The organism is Stenotrophomonas sp. JAI102 (assembly GCF_013409105.1).
In the GTDB taxonomy this organism is placed as follows: domain Bacteria; phylum Pseudomonadota; class Gammaproteobacteria; order Xanthomonadales; family Xanthomonadaceae; genus Stenotrophomonas; species Stenotrophomonas maltophilia_AA.
The window spans coordinates 961,704-986,298 of record NZ_JACCCI010000002.1; the positions used below are offsets into that span (position 1 = coordinate 961,704).

18 protein-coding genes and 1 pseudogene are annotated in these 24,595 nt (G+C 65.9%); 6 read left to right on the forward strand and 13 right to left on the reverse strand.

Annotation, left to right across the window (positions count from 1 at the left end; genetic code table 11):
• Window positions 1-362: 362 nt before the first annotated feature.
• The 3 genes and pseudogenes from HDC96_RS18450 to HDC96_RS12875 form a co-directional block, all read right to left on the reverse strand.
• Window positions 363-902 (reverse strand): annotated as a pseudogene (locus HDC96_RS18450) (hypothetical protein); the annotation flags it as partial.
• Between the two features lie 189 nt (window positions 903-1,091).
• Window positions 1,092-2,429 carry a serine hydrolase domain-containing protein gene (locus tag HDC96_RS12870; protein ID WP_257018712.1) on the reverse strand — a complete coding sequence of 446 codons (1,338 nt, stop codon included), beginning with the start codon at window positions 2,427-2,429 and terminating at the stop codon, window positions 1,092-1,094.
• Between the two features lie 223 nt (window positions 2,430-2,652).
• Window positions 2,653-4,239 carry a choline dehydrogenase gene (locus HDC96_RS12875; RefSeq protein ID WP_179460309.1) on the reverse strand — a complete coding sequence of 529 codons (1,587 nt, stop codon included), beginning with the start codon at window positions 4,237-4,239 and terminating at the stop codon, window positions 2,653-2,655.
• Window positions 4,240-4,439: 200 nt separating this feature from the next.
• Here HDC96_RS12875 and HDC96_RS12880 point away from each other — a divergent pair, with 200 nt between their 5' ends.
• Window positions 4,440-5,777: an MFS transporter gene (locus tag HDC96_RS12880; protein ID WP_179460310.1), complete on the forward strand. Its 1,338-nt coding sequence runs from the start codon at window positions 4,440-4,442 to the stop codon at window positions 5,775-5,777.
• A gap of 31 nt (window positions 5,778-5,808) precedes the next feature.
• A complete protein-coding gene (locus HDC96_RS12885; RefSeq protein WP_179460311.1) occupies window positions 5,809-6,165 on the forward strand; it encodes a DUF1304 domain-containing protein in 357 nt (118 codons plus the stop codon).
• A 23-nt stretch (window positions 6,166-6,188) separates the two neighbouring features.
• On the opposite strand, the gene HDC96_RS12890 is transcribed toward HDC96_RS12885, so the two are convergent.
• From HDC96_RS12890 to HDC96_RS12905, 4 genes are all read right to left on the reverse strand, one after another.
• Entirely contained in the window at window positions 6,189-7,103 is a 915-nt protein-coding gene (locus HDC96_RS12890) for a transposase (protein ID WP_179460312.1), read from the reverse strand.
• 240 nt (window positions 7,104-7,343) lie between these two features.
• Complete coding sequence (locus HDC96_RS12895; RefSeq protein ID WP_179460313.1) at window positions 7,344-7,814, reverse strand: hotdog fold domain-containing protein; 471 nt, start codon at window positions 7,812-7,814, stop codon at window positions 7,344-7,346.
• A 70-nt stretch (window positions 7,815-7,884) separates the two neighbouring features.
• Window positions 7,885-10,362, reverse strand: a complete 2,478-nt coding sequence (locus tag HDC96_RS12900) for an acyl-CoA dehydrogenase (RefSeq protein WP_179460314.1) — start codon at window positions 10,360-10,362, stop codon at window positions 7,885-7,887.
• Entirely contained in the window at window positions 10,359-11,279 is a 921-nt protein-coding gene (locus tag HDC96_RS12905; RefSeq protein ID WP_179460315.1) for an alpha/beta fold hydrolase, read from the reverse strand. The genes HDC96_RS12900 and HDC96_RS12905 overlap by 4 nt, the downstream gene beginning before the upstream one ends.
• A gap of 139 nt (window positions 11,280-11,418) precedes the next feature.
• Here HDC96_RS12905 and HDC96_RS12910 point away from each other — a divergent pair, with 139 nt between their 5' ends.
• Complete coding sequence (locus HDC96_RS12910; RefSeq protein WP_019185113.1) at window positions 11,419-12,021, forward strand: TetR/AcrR family transcriptional regulator; 603 nt, start codon at window positions 11,419-11,421, stop codon at window positions 12,019-12,021.
• A 129-nt stretch (window positions 12,022-12,150) separates the two neighbouring features.
• Here the strand turns inward: HDC96_RS12910 and HDC96_RS12915 are convergent, their stop codons facing one another.
• The 3 genes from HDC96_RS12915 to HDC96_RS12925 form a co-directional block, all read right to left on the reverse strand.
• Complete coding sequence (locus HDC96_RS12915) at window positions 12,151-14,979, reverse strand: TonB-dependent receptor (RefSeq protein WP_179460316.1); 2,829 nt, start codon at window positions 14,977-14,979, stop codon at window positions 12,151-12,153.
• Between the two features lie 588 nt (window positions 14,980-15,567).
• Window positions 15,568-16,392, reverse strand: coding sequence for a hypothetical protein (locus HDC96_RS12920; RefSeq protein ID WP_176990627.1), 825 nt, complete (start codon window positions 16,390-16,392; stop codon window positions 15,568-15,570).
• Window positions 16,393-16,544: 152 nt separating this feature from the next.
• Entirely contained in the window at window positions 16,545-17,441 is an 897-nt protein-coding gene (locus HDC96_RS12925) for an Hsp33 family molecular chaperone HslO (RefSeq protein WP_179460317.1), read from the reverse strand.
• A gap of 79 nt (window positions 17,442-17,520) precedes the next feature.
• Here HDC96_RS12925 and mtgA point away from each other — a divergent pair, with 79 nt between their 5' ends.
• The 3 genes from mtgA to HDC96_RS12940 are packed head-to-tail and all read left to right on the forward strand — an operon-like array spanning window position 17,521 to window position 19,720.
• The gene (gene mtgA / locus HDC96_RS12930; RefSeq protein WP_179460318.1) at window positions 17,521-18,270 is read left to right on the forward strand and encodes a monofunctional biosynthetic peptidoglycan transglycosylase; all 750 of its coding nucleotides are present in this window, start codon (window positions 17,521-17,523) and stop codon (window positions 18,268-18,270) included.
• 39 nt (window positions 18,271-18,309) lie between these two features.
• The gene (locus tag HDC96_RS12935) at window positions 18,310-19,329 is read left to right on the forward strand and encodes a glycosyltransferase family 2 protein (RefSeq protein WP_179460319.1); all 1,020 of its coding nucleotides are present in this window, start codon (window positions 18,310-18,312) and stop codon (window positions 19,327-19,329) included.
• On the forward strand, window positions 19,289-19,720 hold the full coding sequence (locus tag HDC96_RS12940) for a CBS domain-containing protein (protein WP_176990598.1): 432 nt from the start codon (window positions 19,289-19,291) through the stop codon (window positions 19,718-19,720). The genes HDC96_RS12935 and HDC96_RS12940 overlap by 41 nt, the downstream gene beginning before the upstream one ends.
• A gap of 63 nt (window positions 19,721-19,783) precedes the next feature.
• On the opposite strand, the gene HDC96_RS12945 is transcribed toward HDC96_RS12940, so the two are convergent.
• The 3 genes from HDC96_RS12945 to HDC96_RS12955 form a co-directional block, all read right to left on the reverse strand.
• Entirely contained in the window at window positions 19,784-21,670 is a 1,887-nt protein-coding gene (locus HDC96_RS12945; RefSeq protein ID WP_343203015.1) for an AsmA family protein, read from the reverse strand.
• 514 nt (window positions 21,671-22,184) lie between these two features.
• Window positions 22,185-22,826 (reverse strand): hemolysin III family protein, encoded by a 642-nt coding sequence (locus HDC96_RS12950; RefSeq protein WP_179460412.1) that lies wholly within the window; start codon window positions 22,824-22,826, stop codon window positions 22,185-22,187.
• A 99-nt stretch (window positions 22,827-22,925) separates the two neighbouring features.
• Window positions 22,926-24,530, reverse strand: coding sequence for a peptide chain release factor 3 (locus HDC96_RS12955; protein WP_123730457.1), 1,605 nt, complete (start codon window positions 24,528-24,530; stop codon window positions 22,926-22,928).
• Window positions 24,531-24,595: the final 65 nt, after the last annotated feature.

The window sequence follows — 24,595 nt, forward strand, 5'->3', positions numbered from 1 at the left end:
GGGGCGTCGCGGCAAGGCGCCGGTGTGAAAATTTTTCGCCGGGGTTGTTGACAGTGAAAAAAAGCGTGATTAGGTTTCGCCTCAGCAGACCTTGCCTGCGAACAGAGTGAGCAGAATCGACATCAAGTCGCGAAGCACAACCTGGACATCCACCTCGCGTCCGATGACGGTGGAGATGGCTTCGCTTCCTTCAGCGAACCGCAAGACCCTTCCTGATCCGATATCTGCCTGGCCGCACAGGGCAGGTGTCTCCGTATCCGTCACGACGCGCATGACGCGACGGCGGTCCCCGCGACGCAGCAACGGCGGGTTTGCTTTACCTGGGCGTTTCCACTCCATAGATCACTGACGAGGAGCCATCCCATGGCAACCAAGAAAGCTGCGAAGAAAAAGCCGGCCGCCAAAAAGGCAGCCAAGAAGGTCGCTAAGAAGGCGACTGCCAAGAAGACCGTGAAGAAGGTAGCCAAGAAGGCGGCTGCCAAGAAGACGGTGAAGAAGGCGGCCAAGAAGGCGACCGCCCGCAAGGCAGCCGTGAAGAAGACGGCGAAGAAGGCCGTGAAGAAGACGGCAAAGAAGGCCGCGACCAAGAAGACCGCGAAGAAGGCAGTGAAGAAGACGGCGAAGAAGGCCGTCAAGAAGACTGCGAAGAAGGCAGCCGCCAAGAAGACCGCGAAAAAGGCGGTAAAGAAGACGGCCAAGAAGGCGACCCGCAAGGTAGCCAAGAAAGCCGCTCCGAAGAAGGCTGCCAAGAAGACCGCCAAGAAGGCCACCCGCAAGGTAGCCAAGAAGGCCACCGCCAAGAAGGCGACCAAGAAGGCGACCGCCCGCAAGGCGCCGGCCAAGAAGGCGTCGGCCAAGAAGGCAGTGAAGAAGGTCGCAAAGCGCAAGCCGGCCGTTCGCAAGAAGAAGGCCGCTCCGGTCGCTCTGCCGGCAACCCCGGCACCGCTGATCTAAGTTTTTCCCGATAGCCGTACCTGAGACTCCTTCCCTGGCAGCCCAGCGGGGAAGGAGTTTTTTTATGGGCGACGCCAGAAGAGCGCACAAAAAAGGCGACCCTGAGGTCGCCTTTTTCGATGCCACTCGTGGGCGGATCAGCGCGGCGAGGCGACCGCGCGGTTCGACGAAACGCCCTTGCGCTTGCCCTGCGGGGCGGCGTCTTCGGCCATCAGGTTGTCGCTGCCGAAGTCGGTGTCCACGTCCAGCCAACGCTGCGTCGGCAGGCCCATGGCCTGGTCGAGCACGGTCGGCAGCAGGCCGCTGGGCAGGCTGCTTTCGCCGTTCCACATGATCGCGATGCCGAGGTCGCGCTCGGGGATCAGCGCGACCAGGCCGCGATAGCCCTGGACGGCGCCGGCGTGGAAGATCACTTCGTGGCCAGCGTAATCGAAGGTGCGCCAGCCGAGGGCATAGCCGGCCGAGTTGAGGCGTTCGCGGCGCCAGCCCGAGCGCATTTCACCCGGGGTGCTGATCAGGCTGGCGTGCAGCGTGGCCAGCAGCGGGGCGGGCAGCACGTCGGGGCGGTGACCGGTGTGGGCCAGCAGCCACTGCGCCATGTCACTGGCGCTGGCGTTGACGCCGGCGGCCGGGGCGAGGCGATAGTAGGTCGGCTTGGGTGTCAGTGCGACCCAGCCGTTGCGGCTGCGCACGTGCGGGCGTGCCCAGCGCGAACTGGCCTGGATGCCGGCGAGGCCGAGGCTGGCGTCGTCCATGCCCAGCGGCTTGAACAGGCGGCGCTCGACCGATTGCTCGTAGAAGCTGCCCGAGGCGGCGTACACCACGTCGCCGATCAGGCTGAAGGCCACGTTCTGATACGCATAGCAGTCGCCGGGCAGGCACTTGAGCGAGGTGGCGGCCAGCTTGTGGGTGAGCGTGTAGTACTCGGCGTTGGCTTCGACGTCGCGGTCGTAGGCGTTGTAGGGCAGGCCGACGCGGTGGCTGAGCAGGTCGGCCACGGTCAGGCGCTCGGTCGCTTCGGGCGTGCTCAGCTGGAAGCCGGGCACGTAGTCGGTAACCTTGCTGTCCCAGCGCAGCGTGCCGTCGTTGACCAGCAGGCCGGCCATGGTGCCGGCGAAGGCCTTGGACAGCGAGGCCAGGCGGAACACGGTGTGGGCGTCGACCTGCTGCGGGTTGTTGACGTCGGTGACGCCGTAACCGCGCGCGCTGAGCACGCGTCCGCCCTGGACGATCGCCACGGCCATGCCGGGCACGCGTTCGCCATAGGTAAGCTGCTGCGCCATCGATTCGATCGCGGCGACGTTGAAGCCCTGCGCAGGCGGCTGCACCTTCCGGCCGGCGGCCGTGGTGCGGTATGCGGCAGGCTGGGTGTGCGGGGCGGCGCTGGGCGCCGACTCCTCGATGTTGACCGGGAACGCGGCGGGCGCCGTGGCGGGCGTCTGCGCGGTGGAAGACATGGCGATGGGCATCAACATGCCCAACAACCCGGTGGCCGCCGAACGGATCGGTCGGCGCCTGTTGTTCTGGTTCATCGTGTGGGTGCCCGTGCGCGACTGCTGGGACCGATTCTAGCGCCGCTTTTCGCCATTGCACAAACGAATCGAAGATGAATGCGTATCACATTGAAAACATGCGGGTTTTGGCGATCACGACAGGCTGAGGTCGCGCATCTCCGAGGGGCGCTCAGCGCACCCCTGTTCAGCCAGCGTCCGCCCGGATCCAGTGCGCGGCGCGTTCGGCGATCATCAGGGTCGGCGCGTTGGTATTGCCACTGACCAGGCGCGGCATCACCGAGGCATCCACCACCCGCAGCCGCTCGGTGCCGTGCACGCGCAGGGTCGGGTCGACCACGGCCTCGGGGTGCCGGCCCATCGCGCAGGTGCCCACCGGGTGGTAGATGGTCTCGGCCTTGGCCCGGATGAAGGCGTCCAGTGCGGCGTCGTCCAGATCGGTGCCGGAAGGAAACACCGGCGCGCCGCGCCAGCGATCGAAGGCGGGTTGGCGCAGAATCTCCGCGGACAGGCGCGCGCATTCGCGCATCATCTTCAGGTCATGGCCGTCGGCATCGCCCAGGTAGTTGGCCTGGATGCGCGGCGGCGAGCGTGCGTCGGCATCGCGCAGGCGCAGCTGGCCACGGCTGCGCGGGTGCAGGGGACAGGCATGCAGGGTGTAGCCATCGCCGGGCAGCCGATGGCGCCCGTGGTTGTCGAGCATCGCCGGGACGAAATGGAACTGCACGTCGGCGCGCGCATCGGTGGCCAGCGACGAGCGGGCGAAGCAGCCGGCCTCGGCCAGGTTGCTGGTGCCGGCGCCACGGTGGCCGCGCAGGAAGTAATCGACGGCGATGCGCAGCTCGCTGCTGCGGTCGTAGCTGACCCCCGGCCCGGTATGCACGACGGTGCAGATGTCGAGGTGGTCCTGCAGGTTGCGGCCAACCCCGGGCAGGTCCACGCGCGGGGTGATGCCGTGGCAGCGGAGCGCGTCTGCTGCGCCGATGCCGGACAGCATCAGCAGGTGGGGGGAGTGGATGGCGCCGGCGCTGAGGATCACCTCCGCTGCCGCGCGCGCATGCAGGTGGCGACCCCCGCGTCGATAGTGCACACCGGTCGCCGTCGTGCCCTCGAAGCTCAGCGCGGTCGCCTGCGCGCCGGTGAGCACGGTCAGGTTGCGCCGCTGGCGCGCGGGGCGCAGATAGGCATCGGCGCTAGAACACCGTGCACCGTCGCGCTGGGTGACCTGGTACAGGCCCACGCCGAGCTGCTGTTCGCCGTTGAAGTCGGGATTGTGCGCGTGGCCGGCTTCCCGTGCGGCGGCGATGAAGGCAGCCGAGAGGGGATTGTGGTGGCGCAGGTCGGAGACCGACAGCGGGCCGGCATCGCCGTGCAGCGCGCTGGCGCCACGGCTGTTGCGCTCGCTGTGCAGGAACCACGGCAGCACCTGCTCCCAGCCCCAGCCGGTGGCGCCGCCGGCTGCCCAGCCGTCGTAATCGTCAGGCACGCCGCGCACGTAGCACATCGCGTTGATCGAACTCGATCCCCCCACCACCTTGCCGCGTGGCCACCACAGGCGCCGGCCGCCGAGCGCGGGCTCCGGCTCGGTCTCCAGGTTCCAGTTGATGCGGCGGTTGTTGACCAGCCGCGCCAGCCCGGCCGGCATGTGGATGAAGGGGTTGGTATCGCGCGGGCCGGCTTCCAGCAGCAGTACCCGGCAGGCCGGGTCTTCGCTGAGCCGGTTGGCCAGCACGCAGCCGGCCGAGCCGGCCCCAATCACGATGTAGTCGTACATGCCGCTCCTTGCCGGGGTGCCCGCCGAGCATAAGACAGGTTGGGGCAGGCGGGGGCTGCGCCGTGGGCCACGCAGCGTTGCGCCGATGGCCGCGCCGCACGCTGGCGATGTTGCGGTGCATCGTTTACCTTGCGCGCTTCGACGTCCGGAGTTCCCCACATGCTGCCGTTGCAACGCCCCTTGTGTGCGGAGAGCGGGCAATGACCGCGGCAGCCGGAACCGGCGCGGCCGCCAGTGGCATGCTGGGTGCCTGGCGGCGATCGCCGCCGCTGATCTGGGCCTCGATCTACTTCTTCTGCCTGCTCAGCGGCTACTACGTGCTGCGTCCGGTACGCGAAGCGATGGCGGCCTCGGCCGATCTGCAGACGGTGTTCCCGCTGCCGCTGATCGCGTGGTTCGCCGAGCATGGGGTCGCCCTGCAGGACTACGTGCTGCAGTTCCTGTTCACCTGCGTGTTCTTCATCATGCTGGTGCTGCAGCCGCTGTACGGGGCGCTGGTGAGCCGCTATCCGCGCCGGGTCTTCCTGCCGGTGGTGTACGGGTTCTTCATCGTCACCCTGCTCGGGTTCTACGTGATGTTCGAGACCGGCATGCCCGGGCGCGGCATGGCGTTCTTCTTCTGGATCACGGTCTTCAACCTGTTCGCGGTAGCGGTGTTCTGGAGCTTCATGGCCGACGTCTTCTCCAACGTGGAGGCGCGCGCGTACTACGGCTACCTCGGCGCCGCCGGGACGATCGGGGCCTTCCTCGGCCCGATCATCACCTCGGCGCTGGTGCAGACGGTCGGCATCGCCAACCTCATGCTGGTCTCGGCCGGCTTCCTGCTGATCTGCCTGGGATGCATCTGGCGGCTGCGGCTGTGGGCGGTGGCACGCGAACAGGAGCGGCAGCTGGTGTCCGGCGAAACGCCGATGGGCGGCAGCGTGTTCGATGGCCTGAAGCTGATCGTGCGTGAGCCGATGCTGCGCTGGCTGGCGCTGATGGTGCTGTTCGGCGTGGGCGTGGGCACCATGCTCTACAACGAGCAGGCCTCGATCGTGCGCCGCCTGTATCCCGATGCCGCAGCAAGCACGGCCTTCTTCTCACGCGTGGACCTGGCGGTGAACACGCTGACCCTGATCATCCAGCTCGGCTTCACGCGCTGGTTGCTGTCGCGGTTCGGCATCGCCCCGGCGCTGCTGATTCCAGGTGCCGCCATCATCATCGGGTTCTCGATCCTGGCTGCCTCGCCGCTGCCGCTGATGGTGGCGATGGTGCAGGTGATGACCCGCGCCAGCGAATTCTCACTGGCCAAGCCGGCGCGCGAGACGATCTATACCCGTGTGGACCGCCAGTGGCGCTACAAGGCCGGCGCGGCGATCGACACCGTGGTCTACCGTGGCGGCGACCTGACCTTCGCCTGGGTGCACAAGGGGCTGTCCCTGTTCGGCTCGCAGATCGTGTTCGTCGGCGGCCTGGTGGTGGCCGGCGCCATGACCATCGCCGCCCTCGGCGTGCTGCGCGAAGAAAAGAAGCTGCCGGGCGAGCGCCCGGAGTAAGCTCTCTGCATTACGTTCTGGAAGCCTGCCCATGTATTGGATCGCGCTGTCGTTGACCCTGCTGGTCGCCCTGCTGCACGTGTACTTCCTGGTCCTGGAAATGTTCCTGTGGACCAAGCCGCTGGGCCTGAAGACCTTCCGCAATACGCCGGAGAAGGCGGAGACGACGCGGGTGCTGGCGGCCAACCAGGGCCTGTACAACGGCTTCCTCGCCGCCGGCCTGTTCTGGGGCCTGTTCGATCACCTGCCGATGCTGGTCAACTTCATGCTCGGCTGCGTGATCATGGCTGGCTGCTATGGCGCGTACAGCGTCAACAAGCGGATCTTCTTCATCCAGGCGGTGCCGGCGATCCTGGCGGTGGCCGCGTGGTGGATGGTGCCGGCCTGATCTCCGGGGTAGCAACTGTCTTATCAGGTGCAGACCAACGCGGCCTCGGCGTCCCGCTTGCGGGCGTTGAGGATGACCAGCATCTTGCGCATGACCGCTACCAGCGCCACCTTGCTCGCCTTGCCTTTGGCTTTCAAGGTCGCGTAAAAGTCACGTAGCCTGGGCTCGTAACGGATGGCGGTTAGCGCCGCCATGTAGAGCGCTTCGCGCACTACGGCCCGGCCCCCGGTGATGCTGCGCTTGCCCTGCCAGGTACCGCTCTCGCGGTTCATGGGCGCCAGGCCGACCAGCGAAGCAATGGCCTTGCTCCCCAGTGTTCCCAGCTCCGGCAGTTCGCAGGCCAAGGTGCTGACCAGGATCGGCCCAGCGCCTTTGAGCGTTCCGATGTTCTTCCAGCACGGCTGCGCGGCGAGCTGCTCGGCAATGGCCTTGTCCAGCTGTTTAAGGTCTTCGGACAGCTGGGCAAGATGGCGCTGCTTGATCGTGATCAGGACTGGATCGGTCAGCTGCCGCAAGCGCTGCATCTCGCTGACGCGCATCTGCACCAGATGACGGCGGCACTGGGCAAATTCGGCCAACCGCCGCTGCCAGGGCGCCGGTGGCACGTAGCGGGTGAGCGGCAGGAGTTGGGCCATCTGCGCCAGCACGGCTGCGTCGAGTCGATCGGTTTTGGCAGCACGTCCCGTGGCTTGGGCGAAGCGGCGGGCCCGAGCAGGATTGATGCGGACCATCGGAAGCCCAGCCTCGTGCAAAGCTTCCAGTGCGGCACGCTCGTACCCGCCGCTGGCTTCCAGAACGACCTGCGTGATGGGCCATTGTTTCAGCCACTGAATCAGCCGCACAAAGCCGCGCTTGTCGTTGCTGAATTGGCGAAACGCCTGTTCATGGACGGCCACATCCAGCGTGGCCTGACTTACATCGATCCCGATCCCATACATGGCAGAACTCCGCTAGGCTGACAGGGTCGAGAGCTCCCCCCGCTTGCCCAGTCTTATCAGTCCGAGCGCCAACTCGATCAACTGTTCGGGCGGATCAGGGAGAAACCGGCGTGGGGACCCAAGCTACCCAGCGGTCGCAAGACCTAGAGCCACACGGTCGCCCACGCCGGGCTCTCGGCACCTAAAGTGCCAGATCGGCAAGAGATAAGAGCCACCCCATGGGTGGCTGCGCGCCATCGATCAACGTTTGACCGGCGACACCCACATCGCGATCCGCGCCTCGAACACCGCCGTGCCGGCGTCATCGCGGACCTGCACCTTCACCGGCAGCGCGTAGCCGGCCTCGGCGGCGACGATCGGCTGCTCCGGTGTCGCCACGGCATGCTGGGTACCGGTCGCCTTGGCCAGGTACTGCACCTCCATGCCCTTCGGGATCCAGCGCATGCCCTTGGGCAGTGACGCATCCACCATCAGCCCGGCCGTGAGTTCGGCCAGGTTGCACAGCGCGATCGCGTGCACGGTGCCGATGTGGTTGGTGACCCTGCGCCGGTGTGCGATGCGCCCTTCGCAACGCCCAGGTTCAAGCACGGTAATGCGCGGGGCGATGCTGGCGAAGTAGGGTGCCTTGAAACACACCGCGCGCGAGAACAGCCAGCGGCCGGCGGGCCAGCGCTGCATGCGCCGGTAAAGATTCAACAGTGGAGCGGACATCCAGGATCTCCCTGTAAAAACGGCGGACCGAAGTCCGCCGTTTCCGTTCACATGATGGCCGGGATCGGGATCAGGCGGCTTCGGACTGCGCGTCCTGCTGGGCGCGCTTGTAGTAGCCCGCCGAGCGCAGCTCTTCCGGATCGAAGTCGTCCACGGTGATCGTTTCCAGGGTGAGCGTACGCAGCTCTTCGAGCAGGGTGCGCTCGTCCTGGGTGATCACGCCCTCGGCCACGGCCTCGTCCAGCTGGGTGACGAAGTCCAGTGCTTCGATGCCCTTGGTCTTGAGCGCCTTGATGAACTTGCGCTCCACCGGCTCGGCCATGATCGCCTTGGACAGGTAGCTGTTGATGCGGCCACCCGGGTTGTTCTCGCACGGGGTCAGGAACACGCCACTGGCCAGACGGTCGCGGGCCTCGTTGGGCGCCATCAGCAGCGCGGCGACGCGGTGGCCGAGGCGGTCACCCGGCGCTTCGGCACGGCGGCCGAACGGGAAGATCAGCGCCCACATCAGCCAGCCGATCGGACGCACCGGGAAGTTGCGCAGCGCGGCCGACAGCGACAGTTCGATCTTGTGCACGCTGTCATGGAAGGCCCAAGCCAGCAGCGGCTGGTCGGCGGTCGGTGCGCCTTCGTCGTGGTAACGCTTGAGCATCGCGCTGGTCATGTAGATGTGGCTCAGCACATCGCCCAGGCGGCCGGACAGCGATTCCTTGAACTTCAGCTTGCCGCCCAGCGTCATCATCGAGATGTCGGCCATCAGCGCCAGGTTGGCCGAGTAGCGGTCCAGCTTGCGGAAGTAGCGGCGGGTGTAGGCATCGCCCGGGGCGGCACCGAAACGCGCGCCGGTCAGGCCGAACCAGAACGAACGCACGGCGTTGGAAATGCCGTAGCGGATATGCCCGAACAGGCTGCGGTCGAATTCCTGCAGGCCGGCACGGGTGTCCGGGTCCTGCGCGGCCTTCATTTCCTTCAGCACCCACGGGTGGCAGAGGATCGCACCCTGGCCGAAGATCAGCAGGCTGCGGGTCATGATGTTGGCGCCTTCGACCGTGATCGCGATCGGCGCGGCCTGCCAGCTGCGGCCGGCGAAGTTGCGCGGCCCCAGGATGATGCCCTTGCCGCCGATCACATCCATCACGTCCGAGATCACTTCACGGCTCATGGTGGTGCAGTGGTACTTGGCGATCGCCGACGGCACCGACGGCACGTCGCCGCGGTCCACCGCAGCGGCCGTGGCCTGGCACAGCGCACTGATCGCGTAGGCCTTGCCACCGATGCGGGCCAGCGCTTCTTCCACGCCCTCGAAGCGGCCGACCGACAGGCCGAACTGCTTGCGGATGCGCGCATAGGCACCGGTCACCACCGCACCGGCCTTGGCACCGCCACTGGCGGTGGAGGGCAGGGTGATCGAGCGGCCGACGGCCAGGCACTCGTTGAGCATGTTCCAGCCCTTGCCGGCCTTCTCGGCGCCGCCGATCAGCTGGGTCAGCGGGATGAAGACATCCTTGCCGCGGATCGGGCCGTTCTGGAAGGTCGAGTTGAGCGGGAAGTGGCGACGGCCGATTTCCACGCCGGCGGTATCACGCGGCAGCAGCGCCAGGGTGATGCCGATGTCGCGGGTGCTGCCGATCAGGCCATCCGGGTCGTACATGCGGAAGGCCAGGCCGATCAGCGTGGCCACCGGGGCCAGGGTGATGTAGCGCTTGTCGAAGGTGAGCTTGACGCCGAGCACCTGCTCGCCGTTCCACTCGCCCTTGCAGACGATGCCGTAATCGGGAATCGAGGTCGCATCCGAGCCGGCGAACGGACCGGTCAGGCCGAAGCAGGGCACTTCACGGCCATCGGCCAGGCGCGGCAGGTACTGGTCCTTCTGTTCCTGGGTGCCGTAATGGTTGAGCAGTTCACCCGGGCCCAGCGAGTTCGGCACGCCGACGGTGGAGCTGACCACGCTCGACACCGAAGCCAGCTTCTGGATCACCTTGTGGTGTGCCAGCGCGCTGAAGCCCAGGCCGCCGTATTCCTTCGGAATGATCATGCCGAAGAACTTGTTCTTCTTGATGAAGCTCCACAGCTCCGGCGGCAGGTCGGCGTAGACATGGGTGATTTCCCAGTCGTTGACCATCCTGCACAGCTCTTCGACCGGGCCATCCAGGAAGGCCTGTTCCTCGGCGGTGAGCTGCGGCTTGGGATAGTTGAGCAGGATGTTCCAGTCCGGATCACCGGTGAACAGCTCGCCTTCGAAACCGACCGAGCCGGTTTCCAGTGCGATGCGTTCGGTCTGCGACAGCGGCGGCAGCACCTTGCGGAACACCTTCATCATCGGCGCGGTCAGCAGCGGCTTGCGGATGAAGGGCAGCAGCAGCGGCACGGCGATGACGGCGACGATGGCCGCGGCCACGATCGTGGCGGTCTGGTTGACGTAGGGGATGAACCAGCAGGCGGCCAGCAGCACCAGGCTGATGATCGTCCAGGTGATCAGGCGCATCCGGTGGTAGGCGACGAACGCGCCGGCCAGCAGGATCGCGAGGAAGGGAACGACAATGCTCATGAGCGTGCTCCGGTGACGTGCTCGGTAGTGACGGACGATGCGACGGCGGAGGCCGAGGGCAACACGTCCAGATAGTCCAACACAGTAGCGGTAAAGGCGTTGTTGTCGTCACCGGCGACCATGTGGGTGGCCTCCGGCAGCTGCACGTGGCGTGCATGTGGCACCAACGCGAGGAACTCGGCCACCGTCTGCGGGGTGACTAGGGTGCTGCGGCCACCGCTGACCAGCAGCAGGGGGCATTTCACCTGGCGCGCCGCCTCGGCAAGCGCGTCCTGGTGTTGTTCGCTGTCACGCGCCAGCTCGGCGACCAGGCGCGGATCCCAGTGCCAGCGCCAGCGACCGTGACCGTCCTCGCGCAGCAGGGCACGCAGGGCGTCGTCGGACTTGCGCGGGCGGTGCGGCATGTAGGAGGAGATCACGTCGGCGGCCTGGGACAGCGACGCGAAACCCTCCGGGTGCGCGGTCATGAACATCAGGATCTTTTCGACACCGGCGGTATCCCAGCGTGGGGTGATGTCCACCAGCACCATCGCCGAGAACAGGCCCGGCCAGCGCGACTCGGCGAGCAGGCCGAACAGGCCGCCCATCGACGCGGCGATCAGGATCGGCGGCTGCGGCTGTTCGCCCGCCAGCACGATCAGGTCATCGGCGAACTGTTCGCCGTGGTAGGCAAGGTCGGCCGGGTTCCAGTCGGAATCGCCGTGGCCGCGCGCGTCGTAGGCCAGGGTCTGGTAGCCGGCCTCGACCAGCGCGTTCGCGGTGGCGTTCCAGGCATGCCGGGTCTGGCCGAAGCCGTGGGCGAACAGGACGGTGCCGCGGCGCCCCGGGCCCGAACGGGTGGCGGCGAGCACGGCGTCATGCGCGCCGGTCAGTCGCTCATCGTCAAAGCGGGGCAGGGTAGAAGAAGGAGTGACCATACTCGCTAGTATGGACCTGCCCTGTGCGATGTCAATACTTCGGAGTATGGTGGTCTCATCCCTTGTGCCAGCAGGCGTGAAGCGGACTTTCAACGATTCACATACTGCAACCAACCCCGGCGTATGGTTAAATCCACCTATGAATGAACCCGAAGCTTCCGCCGGCGAGCCACGTGCCGGCCGCAACAGCCGCCTCAGTGCCGAAGACTGGGCCCAGGCCGCACTGGATCTGATTGCCGAACAAGGCGTGGGCGCGGTCGCGGTGGAGCCGCTGGCGCGACGTCTTGGTGTCACCAAGGGCAGCTTCTACTGGCACTTCCCCTCGCGCGACGCGTTGCTGCAGGCGGCGCTGGAGCGTTGGGAACTGTTCGAGCAGGAGCAGGTCTTCGGCAGCCTGGCCGATGTCACCGATCCGCGCGTGCGCCTGCGCCAGCTGTTCCAGGTGGTCGCGCATGAAGTGCAGCCGCACATCATCTACAGCGAGCTGCTCAAGGCGCTCGATCACCCGATGGTGCGCCCGGTCATCGACCGTGTTTCGCACCGGCGCCTGGAGTATCTGGTTGCCTCGTTCCGGCAGGCCGGCCTGAGCCGCACCGATGCGCAGCACCGTGCACGGTTGGCCTACGCGGCCTATGTGGGTTTCCTGCAGTTGTCGCTGCAGCTGCAGCAGCCCAAGCAGGCGCGCGAGGACTTCGAAGCCTACGTGGAGCATGTGATCGAGACGCTGATTCCGCTCGGTTGATTGGTTCGCCACGGACATGCAGAAGGCCGCGGAAACGCGGCCTTTTTTGTGCGCGCGGGAACGGCAGGCAATAAAAAACCACGGCCCCGAAGGGCCGTGGTTCTGTCTCAGGCTGCTACGTGGCTACGATCAGAACTTCTGGTTGTAGCGCATGTAGAAGAAGCGGCCCGGGATTTCGTACTGCGGGTCGAACGAGTTGGCGAAGGTGGTGTACGCCAGCGGCGGATCGCGGTCGAAGGCGTTGTTGACACCGACGGTGACACGGGCGTTCCACGGCGACTGCCAGTAGGCGCTCAGGTCGGTGTAGGTGACGCTGGCGATCTTGCGCTGCGGATCATCCTGGCCACCGATACCGACGTGGTCACGATCCGAGCACAGCAGGTTGAAGTTGGCGCCACCGAACGAGGTGCCGCTGCAGTCTTCATTCTGGCTCGAGTAGTAACGGGCCGATGCGGTGGCACCGAAATCACCCAGCTGCCAGGCAACCAGCAGGTTGGAACGCACACGCCAGTAGTTGTCGCGGCTCAGGTAGTTGCCGACGCGGTTGTAGCCTTCGGTCACCGGATCTTCGATCGTGTACTTGGAGGTGTAGGCGGTATCCAGGACGAAGCTGAAGCTGCCGTACGCGGTATCCGGCATACGGTAGCCCAGGGTCACGTCCCAGCCTTCCACTTCCATCGTGCCCACGTTGCTCGGCACGGCCAGCAGGTTGGAGATCTGCCCGGTGCTGTCACGTTCGATCAGGGCGCACTGCGAAGCCACGCCCTGGTCGTAGCAGGCGTCCAGCGTCTGCTGGGCGGTCTGCGCGTAGATGGCACCTTCGATCTTGATGTTCCACCAGTCGACCGACACGTCCAGCCCCGGTGCGAAGCTCGGGCTGTAGACGAAGCCCAGGGTCTTGGAGGTGGAGGTTTCCGGGCCGAGATCCGGGTTGCCACCGGTGGTGGTACGGATCTGCGAGTTGGACTGGTTGTAAGCCGGCACGCCGGCGCAGCTGGCGGGCGGGGTGTTCGCGTTTCCGGTCTGGACGCCGGCGCAGGGATCGGCCACGTCTTCGAAGGTGTCGCTCACGCCCTGGTACAGCTCGGCGATGGTCGGGGCGCGGAAGCCTTCGGACCAGTTACCGCGGATCATCAGGTCGTTGATCGGCTTCCAGCGGAAACCGAACTTGCTGTTCACGGTGTTGCCGAAGTTGCTGTAGTCAGAGAAGCGGGTCGCCACGCTGAAGTCCAGCAGCTGCGCGCCGGTCACACCGGACAGCAGCGGGATCGCCAGTTCCAGGTACGCTTCGTCCAGCTTGTAGCTGCCGTCGGTCGCGGTACGGGCGTTGCCGGTGGTGTCGCCGGAGTTGATCAGTGCGTCCGGGCCGTCAAAGCCGGATTCTTCACGGTGTTCGGCACCCAGCGAGAAGGCGAACGCGCCGCCCGGGAGGTCGAACAGTTCACCGCCGATGCTGCCGTAGTAGGTCTTCTGCTCGTAACCGTAGACGTCATGCGCGGTGAAACCGGCATAGTCGATCATGTCCTGGGTCAGCGAGCCGGCGCCGCTCAGCATATTCATCGGCACGCAGCCGTCGATCACGCTGCCTGCGGTACCGCAACGTGCAGCGCCGGTAGCGTCGACGAACGACGGGCCCAGGGCGCTGCGCAGCGCGGAGATGTTGAAGAAGCCGGTGGTGACGTCGGTCTGGTCGTTCTTGCCGTAGAACATGCCGGCTTCCCAGTTCCAGAAGCGGCTGTTCACTTCGAAGTCGCCTTCGAAGGCACCGTTGAACGCATAGGTCTTGACGTTCTGCTTGTAGATACGACCGCCAGTCTCGTTCGCACGGTACTGGATGTAGTCGATATCACGGCCGGTGTTGTTGTAGATGTTGTCGGCGCTGATGACGATGTTGGCACCGTTGGTGCCCGGCGCGGCGCGGCCCAGCACGATCGGCATGGCCGCCAGGATCTGCTCGGATTCACGCTCGTTGTAGGTCACCGTGGTCTTGAAGCGGACGTTGTCGGTGATGCTCAGACCGGCGTCGGCGAAGATCGAGGTGCGCTCCTGCGGGGTGACCAGCAGGTTGCCTGGGGCGTGGTTGAAGCTGTCGGCCTGGCCGTAGTTGCGCCAGGTGCTGCCACCGTTGCCGGTGATGAAGTAGCCTTCGCTGCCGTTCGGACGGGCGGCGCCGAAGCGCGGGGAACCGTCCGGATTGGTGCCGACCTGCTGGAAGTAGCCGAAGCGGCCTTCCGGCGTGGTGGAGCTGTTGCCGGTGTACGGCACGGAACCGAAGACCGGCACCGCCGAGATGGCACGGTCGCCCGCCCACACCGGTTCTTCCTTCACGTAGCCCACGCCCAGGGTGGCGTGCCACTTCTCACCGGCCGAACCGATGGTGAAGTCGTAGGACTCGCGCGAACCGTCGCCCTTGTCGTACTGACCGTAGTAGGCGTTGGCTTCTGCACCGTCGAAGTTCTTGCGCAGGATGATGTTGACCACGCCGGCGATGGCGTCCGAACCGTAGATGGTCGAGGCGCCGTCCTTCAGGACTTCAATGCGCTCGACGGCTGCGGACGGGATGGTGTTCAGATCGACCGCGCCACCCAGGCCGGTACCACCGACCCAACGACGACCGTTGACCAGCACCAGGGTACGGCTGGAACCCAGGTTGCGCAGGTTCACGCGGGTTTCGCCGTTGCCGCCGTTGTTGTAGGTGCTGTTGAGGGTCGAACCGCTGGTGGCGATGTTCTGGATGATGTCGCCGATGGAGGTCTGGCCCTGGGCCTGGATCTGCTCGCGGCTCATCGTGAAGACCGGCTGCGACGATTCCACGTCGGCGCGCTTGATGCGCGAACCGGTGACTTCGATCTTGTCGAGGGTCTGGGTTTCCTGTGCATAGGCTGCACCGGTGCTACCAGCGGTCACCACCAGCGCAAACGCAATGGCGTCGCGCAGCTTGTTTGTCCTGCAATTCATTGGCTCTCTCTCTCCAAATGGACTTGGGTGCTACGGGTTCTGGGATGGGCTTCAGCGCGGAGACGAAAGGCGTCTCCAAGTCGCGAAGCTGACTCGATAGTAACCACGTATTCGGAGAAATTAAAGACCCGTTAATACTTCATGTGATTCAGGTGAAATTCGGCAAAGTCATTGTGCCGCAAGGCTTGTAGGGCATTAACCGGCGGAACCAGCCATTGGCCACGACCAAGAAGTGATGACTTTTGGCACATTTTTTATGTCGATTTGTATCTTTTGTACCTGAATACGGGCCCGGGTTTGCACCCCGCGCGCCGCACCCGCGGCCTTCCCCCTGTCGTGATTGTCCTGCCGGTGACCCTTCCGGTACGCCTTATGCTAGAAGCCCGCACGCCGGTGCATGCAATCGACGGTGCCGGTGTCTCCTCGCCCCGTGGCGCTGAGAGACCAGACGTCCGGCTGGCTGCCCACGGCCAGCGTTCCGGGGCAAATAGAGAAACGCCGCTACGGGCGAGCGGCGTGGATCAGGGAAACGGGGGGGGGCGCCTGCTGCGCGGTCGGGCATCGCGAAGCGGGGCAGGGACGCCTGGCTTACAGGTCCTGCTCGTACCGGACGTAGGGCACGGTGCCTTCGTCGGTGCTCTCGTTGCGCGGGGCGAACGGATTCTTGCCACGGGTGACCACGTTCTCGGCGCCGACGGTGAGCTGGCCGCTCCACGGCGTGCGCCAGGTCAGGCCGACGCCCAGGCCTTCCCACTTGCCGGGCTGGCCGGGGACATCGACCACGCGGCCGATGATGTTGCCGCTGAAATTGCCATAGCCAGCGCCGATGGTGAGGCTCTTGCTGTCCCAGCGGTCGACGATCGCCGGGGAGGCGTCCGCGATCGGGACCAGACGCGCCTTCGCATAGGTGCCGCCGATCGACACGAAGCCCTCGCGACCGATGTTCTTCTGCCCGAACACGGTCAGATCGTTCTGTTCGGCCCGCAGCGACGGCGATTTGTTCGGACCCGCCAGCCAGGCCGGCAGGGTGTCACGGCCACTACCGGCGGTGAGGCCGACGCGACCGCCGGGGCGGTTGAACGCCGCGGTGCCGCTGACGCGGCGGCTGAGCGTGTTGTCGTCTTCATCGCCGAGCGTGGCCAGCATGCAATGGCTGGCCAATCCGCTGATGCTGGTGCCGCGGCTGCTGTTGCAGAGCAGGCCCAGCGAGTCACCCGACGACAACCCGAAGGCCGCATCCAGCGAGCTGCGCCCGAAATGCCAGCGGGCGCCGACGGCCTGCTCGCCGGTCGGTTCCAGGTACAGCAGGGCCTCGACCTTGCCGCTGCCCTTGTTCCAGACCGGCAACACGGTGCCGTCCTGCTTGCCCTTGGCCTGCGCATGCGCGCCCGGGATCGCGCCTAGGGCGATCATCAGGGCCAGCGGTAGACGCAGAAGGGAATGCATGGGAACTCTCAGACAAGCGCAGTGAACACAAGTTCCCGCCGAAGCGGGACATTGATCCTAGGGCGTTTATGATTTCTTAACAAGTCTTCGTTCTCCCCAGAACAAAACTCGCGCAGAGATTACTGAAGCCGTTCAGGTGCCGGCGAGGAAACGTCCATCTCGCGGAACAGTATGTCGAATTCCGTCAACGGAAAGTGATACTCCTGCCCGCAGAATTCGCACCGCACCTCGACCGCGCCGCTGGGCTCGGCGGCGGCACGGGCCTCTTCCTCGCCGATGGACTGCAGCATGCCTTCCACCCGCTCGCGCGAGCACGAGCAGGCAAAGCGCAGGGCCTTGTCGCCCAGCAGTTCCGGCGTCTCTTCATGGAACAGGCGGTGCAGCAGGTCGTGGCCCGGCACCTCCAGCAGTTCCTGCTTGCCCAGGGTCTCGAACAGGGCGCTGGCCCGCGACCAGCCATCCTGGTCGCCTTCATCGCCGGGCAGCTTCTGCAGCAGCAGGCCCGCGGCGCGGGTGCCGTCGGCGGCCAGCAGCAAGCGGGTCGGCAGCTGTTCGGACTGGCGGAAATAATCTTCGAAGGCTTCGTCCAGGCCGGCTGCGGTCAAACCGACCAGGCTCTGGTAACGCTGCGGTTCGCGCGGATCCAGGCCGGGATTCTCGATGGTGATCGCCAGCAGTGCATCCGCGCCCAGGGCGGTGAGGTCGCGCGGCGCGTCGTCGCCGCCGTCGGCCAGTTGGACGATGCCGCGCAGCGTGCCGGCCGCGGTGCACTCGGCGAACAGGGTACGCATCGCGGTATTGCTGCGCAGCTGGATCGACAGGCGGCCATCGACCTTGGTGTGGCCGGTGAACAGCGCCGAGGCCACGCTGGCCTCGCCGAGCAGTTCAGCGGCGCCCGGCGGATACACCGCGTGGGAGAGGATTTCCCGCCAGGTGTCATCGAGGTGCACGTGCACGCCGCGGACGCCGGCATCGGGAAGCAGGAAACGGACAAGGGAGTCGGATTGGGCGGTCATCGGTTCGGTGGCTGCGCGAAAGGAGTGCCGGTTGCCGGATAATGCGCCGACCACCGTGCAAGTAAAGGATGCACCAGTAATGGGGGCAGAGCGCAGCAACCTCAAGGTCGAACCGGACCTGGAACCATCCCGTAAACGCCGCTGGCACTGGAAACGCCTGCTGTGGCTGCCGGTCCTGTTCGTGGGGTTCAGCGTGCTGCAGGTACTGGTCCTGCGCGTCATCGATCCGCCCGTCTCCAGCGTGATGCTGTGGCGCTACGGCGAGGCGTTGGGGCAGGGCGACTGGAGCTACCGCCTGCACTACCAGTGGCGCGACCTGGAGCAGATGGCGCCCAGCCTGCCCATCTCGCTGGTGGCTGCCGAGGACCAGCGCTTCCCGGGGCACAACGGCTTTGACCTGCAGGCCATCGAGAAGGCGCGCGACCACAACGCACGCGGCGGCCGCCTGCGCGGGGCCAGCACGATCAGCCAGCAGGTCGCCAAGAACCTGTTCCTGTGGCAGGGCCGCAGCTGGATCCGCAAGGGCCTGGAGGTCTGGTACACCGTGTTGATCGAAGCGCTATGGCCGAAGTCGCGGATCCTGGAGATGTACGCCAACATCGCCGAGTTCGGCGACGGCATCTATGGCGCGCAGGCCGCGTCGCGGCAGTACTGGAACAAGGACGCGTCGCGGCTGAGCCCGGCCGAAAGCGCGCGGCTGGCGGCGGTGCTGCCATCGCCACGGCGTTACAGCGCGGCCAAGCCCGGGCCGTACGTGCAGCGCCGTGCGGCATGGATCCAGCGGCAGGCGCGGCAGCTGGGCGGGGATGCCTACCTCGACCGGGACTGAGCATTCATGTACGTGATTGCCTGACGCTACAATCGCCGCATGAACAGCCCTCGCCTGACCGTCGTCGTCGCCGCACACAACGAAGCACTGGCCCTGCCGATGCTGCACCCGCGGCTGCGCGCGGTGCTCGATGGGCTGGAGGGCATCGACGGCCGCGTGCTGTATGTGGATGACGGCAGCACCGATACCACCTGGGCGGTGATGCAGGGCCTGGCCGAGACCGATGCCTGCGTCGGCGTTCTGCGGCTGTCGCGCAACTTCGGCAAGGAGGCCGCGCTCACGGCCGGGCTGGATCTGGTCGACGAGGGCGCGGTGATGATCCTCGATGCCGACGGCCAGGATCCGCCCGAGCTGATTCCCGAATTCGTCGCGTTGTGGCAGCAGGGCTACGACAACGTGTATGGCACGCGCCTGGTGCGCGATGGCGAAAGCTGGCTCAAGCGGTCGACCGCCAAGGCCTTCTACCGGGTGATCGGGCGCCTGTCCAAGACCCCGATCCCGGCCGATACCGGCGATTTCCGGCTGTTGTCGCCGCGCGCGCTGCAGGCGCTGGGCCAGCTACGTGAGCGTCACCGGTTCATGAAAGGGCTGTTCGGCTGGGTCGGCTTCCGCCGCAAGGCCTTGCCCTACCATCGCCACGCGCGGCTGGTCGGCGAGAGCAAGTTCGGTTTCTGGCGGTTGTGGAACTTCGCGCTGGAAGGCATCACCGGATTCTCGACCGCGCCGCTGCGCGTGACCACCTACCTGGGCCTGGCCGCAGCGACGTTCGCGTTCCTCTTCGCGCTGGCGGTCGTGTTGAAGGCGGCCCTGTACGGCGACCGCGTCGCCGGCTGGCCGACGATGATGGCGGTGATCCTGTTCCTGGGCGGCATCCAGCTGATCGCGCTGGGCCTGATCGGCGAATACCTGGGCCGGCTGTATGAGGAATCCAAGCAGCGCCCGCTGTACGTGATTGACACCTGGCAACCACCGTTCGTGGCAGACTCGGCCGTGCATCCCATCGGTGGAGAGCTGCGAGATGACCACGGTACGACAGCTGTTGGAAGGCAAGTCCCCTGAGGTATTCGCCGTCGCCCCGACCTCGGCGGTGATCGACGCGGTCCGGCTGATGGCCGAAAAAGGCATCGGCGCGGTGCTGGTGATGGAGGGCCGGCAGCTGGTCGGCATCCTCTCCGAGCGCGATTACGCGCGGAAGATCGTGCTGCACGAGCGCTCCTCGCGGACGACCGAAGTGCGCGAGATCATGACGCCCAAGGTAGTGACCGTCGCCCCGGGCGAACAGGTCGAACACTGCCTGCAACTGGTGACCGATTACCGCATCCGCCACCTGCCGGTGGTAGACGGCACCGGCGTGCTCGGCGTGATCTCGATCGGCGATCTGGTCAAGTCGGTGATCGACGAACAGGCGCAGAAACTGGATCAGCTGCAGCAGTACATCGTCGCTGGCTGAGCAGGCATCCGTGCGGCAGGGCAGGCCGACGCTGGGTCGGTCCCTGCCCGTGCGTCCACGCGCTTACTTGGCGTAGCGGCCGCCGCAGTTGCTGTCCTCGCCCGGGCCGGTTTCGATCGTCGCCAGCAGCGCCGCCGGCGGCGCGATGCTGCCCAGCGCGAGGGCGATCGCTCCGCGGATGCCCAAGGCCTTGAAGTCCGGGCGGAACGAGGGATCCTTGAAGGTGCCGCCGATGCGCAGCGGCGAGCGCAGTGCCAGGATGCTCATGTCCTTCGGGCGCGGGCGCAGCAGCAGGTCCAGCTGTTCCTGTTTCAGGTCCACCTTGCCCTCGCCGAGGATCAACGTATCGGTCGTATCGAAGGCGAGCGACCGCGATTGCATCACCCCGTTGTCCACGCCGAAGTCGCCCCACGCACAGCGCAGCGGAATCTGCTTGTCGCCGGTGAACAGGAACTTCACCGATTCGGCGACATCCAGGCCGGCCAGTTCCATGATCAGATTGCCGACGTGCCCGCGGCCCATGCCGACCGCCACCGTGCCATCGGAACTGCCCAGCATCGCGGCGATCGAGTTGCCCTGGCCCGTCAGTCTGACATCGCCACTGATCCCGCCCGATGCCTGCTCGGCCAGCTTCGCATCCGGGAACAGCTTGCCTAGCTGCACCTTGCGGATGGTCGCCTGCAGCTGCGTGGAGATCGCCTGTCTGCGCGCATCCATCCGGATCGTGCTGCGGATGTCGCCACCGGCCACGCCGAAGTTCAGCGGTTCCAGGCGCAGCAGCCCATCGTCGAGCTTGAGGTGGGCATCCATGTCGTCCAGCGGCAGCGTCGGCGAATTGATCCGCTGCGCCTTCCAGCGCACATCGGCATCCATCGCGCGCAGCTTGGACAGGTTGTACGGCGTATCCGGCAGCACCTTGGTGCGCGCGGCCAGCTCGGCCGCCTTCGCCTTCTGCTCGGCATTGGCCGATTCCCCGGCGCCGGTCTTCGGTGGCGCGCCGATGAAGCCGGCCAGATCGTCGAAGTCCAACCGCTTGGACACCAGATCCGCCTTCAGGAACGGCCGTTCGCCGCTCACGTCGATCTGCGCGGTACCGCCCAGATCGCTGTCGCCGGCCGTGCCGGTGAAATTCTCGTAGCGCCACATCGCGTTGTCGCGCTTCAACCGCCCCTTGAGCCGGTACGGCGGCGTCGACGGGATCGCGATCCCGATCAGCGGGAACAGATCCTCCATGTCCTGGCCGCTGAGCATCAGCTCCAGATCGAACACCCGCAGCTGGAACGGATTGGTCAGCGTGCCGCTCGCGATCGCATGCGTATTCCCCGCCCGCCCATCCAGATGGATGCGGAACGGATGCCCGGTATTGGTCAGCTCCAGCGGCGACTCGGTATTGCCATCCAGCGAGAACGCATTGCCCTGCCAGCGTCCCTTGCCTTTGACGAACAGCGGGGGACCACTCTCACGATCGCGCGGCTTGCCGCTGTTGAGCGAGACCAGCACATCCGTCCTGCCTGCCGCGTCCTGGAACTGCAGGCGGCCATCCTCGATCAGCAACCGCTGCAGCACCGGCGGATCGCCATCACTCGGTCCCAGGAAATCCCAGTTGCCCGGCTGATTCTTCTCCGGCGCCGTCTCCAGCAGCAGGTCCGGCCGCGTCAGCCGGATTTCCGGAATCCGCACCTGCCCGCGCAGCAGCGGCCACACCCGCAGATCGATCTCCGCCCGATCCGCCGTCGCCATCTGCGGTTGCTTGGCCCACGTCGCATTGGAAAACGTCAGCCCATCACCGCGCACCGTCGTGACCCGACCGAGATCCACATCCAGATCCCCGGTGATATGGAACTCACGCCCGGTCTTGGCCTGCACCGCCCGCTCCACCGGCCCCTTGAACCAATTCCAGTCCCAGAGCGCGATCAGGATCAACAGCGCCGCAAACAGGAACACCAGAATGGCCAACCAGCGCTGCCCCCGCTTCCCGGGACGACGCCATCGCCAGCGGGAACGGGAAGCAGCATCGGACGGAGCAGGGGACGGGGCAGTATTCACATCCCCATGGTTGCCCTTGCATCGTGCAGGCAACGCGAAGCATTGGTAAGCGTAGTGTCAGGGTGAGACGTGTCGATCATCGAGGTCGCCGTTGTAGACGGCTTCAAGAGGCGCGGCGCGGTCCCCATGCGCGGCCACACTCGGCACCCGATCCAGCCAAAGATCTTGACCTTCCCAGGCCACCAGCCAACCGTGAGCGGGGCGGTGCGGGTGGGTTGGCGGGACCATGAGCGCCATGGATGGCGCGACATGAGCCTCCATGGACGGATTCACGGCGTGTCCCGCCAACCCACCCGCGCCGACCCAGCCTGGCGCACGCCTGACGCCCGAGCCGCTCTCGCTGTTGCTGTTGCGCTTGCCGTTGCCGTTGCTGGTGCCGTCGCCGTCGCCGTTCCCCTCACCGGACGGAAAACAGCACTCAAAGAATCTGCGCAGTCACCGCAACGAAGTGGCACACACTCCCGCCGATCACGAACAGATGCCAGATCGCATGCGAATACGGCACCGACTCCCGGTGATAGAACACCGTCCCCAACGTATAGAACACCCCGCCGGCCAACAACCAGCCCAGCGTCCACCCATCCAGCGAATGCCACATCGGCTTGATCGCCACCATCACCATCCAGCCCATCGCGATATAGATGATCGTCGACAACAGCTTGAAACGGCCCGTATAGAACAACTTGAACACCACCCCGAACAACGCCAGCGCCCAGATCGCCGTGAACATCCCCCAGCCCCACGGCCCGCCGCGCAGCCCGATCAGCGTGAACGGCGTATACGTACCGGCGATCAACACGTAGATCGCACAGTGATCGAACACCTTCAACCGGCCCTTCGCGACCGGATGCTGGATCGCGTGATAGAGGGTCGAGGCCGTATACAACAGCAACAGCGCCACACCGAACACGATCGCACTGGCCAGCTGCCAGCCGTCGCCATAGATGGCGGCCAACGTGATCAACACAGCGCTGCCAGCCAGGGCAGCGACGGCGCCAAGCCCGTGGGTCAAGGCGCTGGCGATTTCTTCTCGAACGGAAACGACAGAGGTCATGGCGATGATCGGATGTGCGGGGAGGGGGAGCCCGCTCCCCCCTATCATCGCCAAGATGGGCCGCGCATGCACGCGCGGCCGTTCAGCCGACAGATCGGCGAAGGATCAGCTGACCGACACGCTGTGCGCGGCTTCGCGCGTGGCCGCGAAGCGCACGTCCGGCGCGCGCTCCTGCGCCAGCTGCAGATTGACCCGCGTCGGTGCCAGGTACACCAGCTGGCCGGCGGCATCGATGCTGAGGTTGCCCGCGTTCTTCTCGCGGAACTCCTCCAGCTTCTTCTCGTTGCTGCAGGTCACCCAGCGTGCCGTCGTCACGCTGACCGGCTCGAAGGTCGCTTCCACGCCGTACTCGTCCTTCAGGCGGTAGGCGGCCACATCGAACTGCAGCACACCCACGGCGCCCAGGATCAGGTCGTTGCTCATCAACGGACGGAAGAACTGCGTCGCGCCCTCTTCGGACAGCTGCGCCAGGCCCTTCTGCAGCTGCTTGAGCTTGAGTGGATCGCGCAGGCGTGCGCGGCGGAACAGTTCCGGCGCGAAGTTCGGGATGCCGGTGAAGCTGACCGCTTCGCCCTCGGTGAAGGTGTCACCGATGGAGATCGTGCCGTGGTTGTGGATGCCGATCACATCGCCCGGCCACGCTTCGGCGGCGATTTCGCGGTCGCTGGCCATGAAGGTCAGCGCATTGGCCAGCTTCATTTCCTTGCCGGTGCGCACATGGAAGGTCTTCATGCCGGCCACGAAACGGCCCGAACACACCCGCATGAACGCCACGCGGTCGCGGTGCTGCGGGTCCATGTTCGCCTGGATCTTGAACACGAAGCCGGTCAGCTTGTTTTCCTGCGGCGCGATGACGCGGCCGGTGGTCGCGCGCGGCTGCGGCGACGGCGCATGCTCGACGAAGAAGTCCAGCAGCGGCTGCACGCCGAAGTTGTTCACGCCCGAGCCGAAGAACACCGGGGTCTGCTTGCCGGCCAGGTAGGCCTCCACGTCGAACGGATGGCTGGCGCCCTGCACCAGTTCCAGCTCGTCGCGCAGATCGGCCAGCATGCGCTCGCCGATCTTCTCGGCCAGCCCCGGCGAATCGATCGACGGGAAGATGGTCGAATCCTGGCGGGTGAAGTTGCGGCCCTGCTCGTACAGGTGCACCTCACCGCTGATCAGATGCACCACGCCCTTCAGGCGCTGGCCCATGCCGATCGGCCAGGTGACGGGCGCGCACTGGATGCCGAGCACGCTTTCCACTTCATCCAGCAGGTCGATGGGCTCCTTGCCCTCGCGATCGAGCTTGTTGATGAAGGTCATGATCGGGGTGTCGCGCAGGCGGCACACTTCCATCAGCTTGATGGTGCGCTCTTCCACGCCCTTGGCCACGTCGATCACCATCAGCGCCGAGTCCACCGCGGTGAGCACGCGGTAGGTGTCCTCGCCGAAGTCGGCGTGGCCGGGGGTGTCGAGCAGGTTGACGATCTTGCCTTCGTACGGGAACTGCATCACCGAGGAGGTGACCGAGATCCCGCGCTCCTTTTCCAGCGCCATCCAGTCGGAGGTGGCATGGCGCGCGGCCTTGCGACCCTTGACCGAACCGGCCATCTGGATCGCACCGCCGAACAGCAGCAGCTTTTCGGTCAGCGTGGTCTTGCCGGCGTCAGGATGGGAAATGATGGCGAAGGTGCGGCGGCGCGCGGCTTCGGTAGCGACTTCGGACATGGCGTGACGCGCCCGCCCGGGGCGCTTTTCATGGAGATAAGCCGCTCAGTATAGCGGGGGCGGGC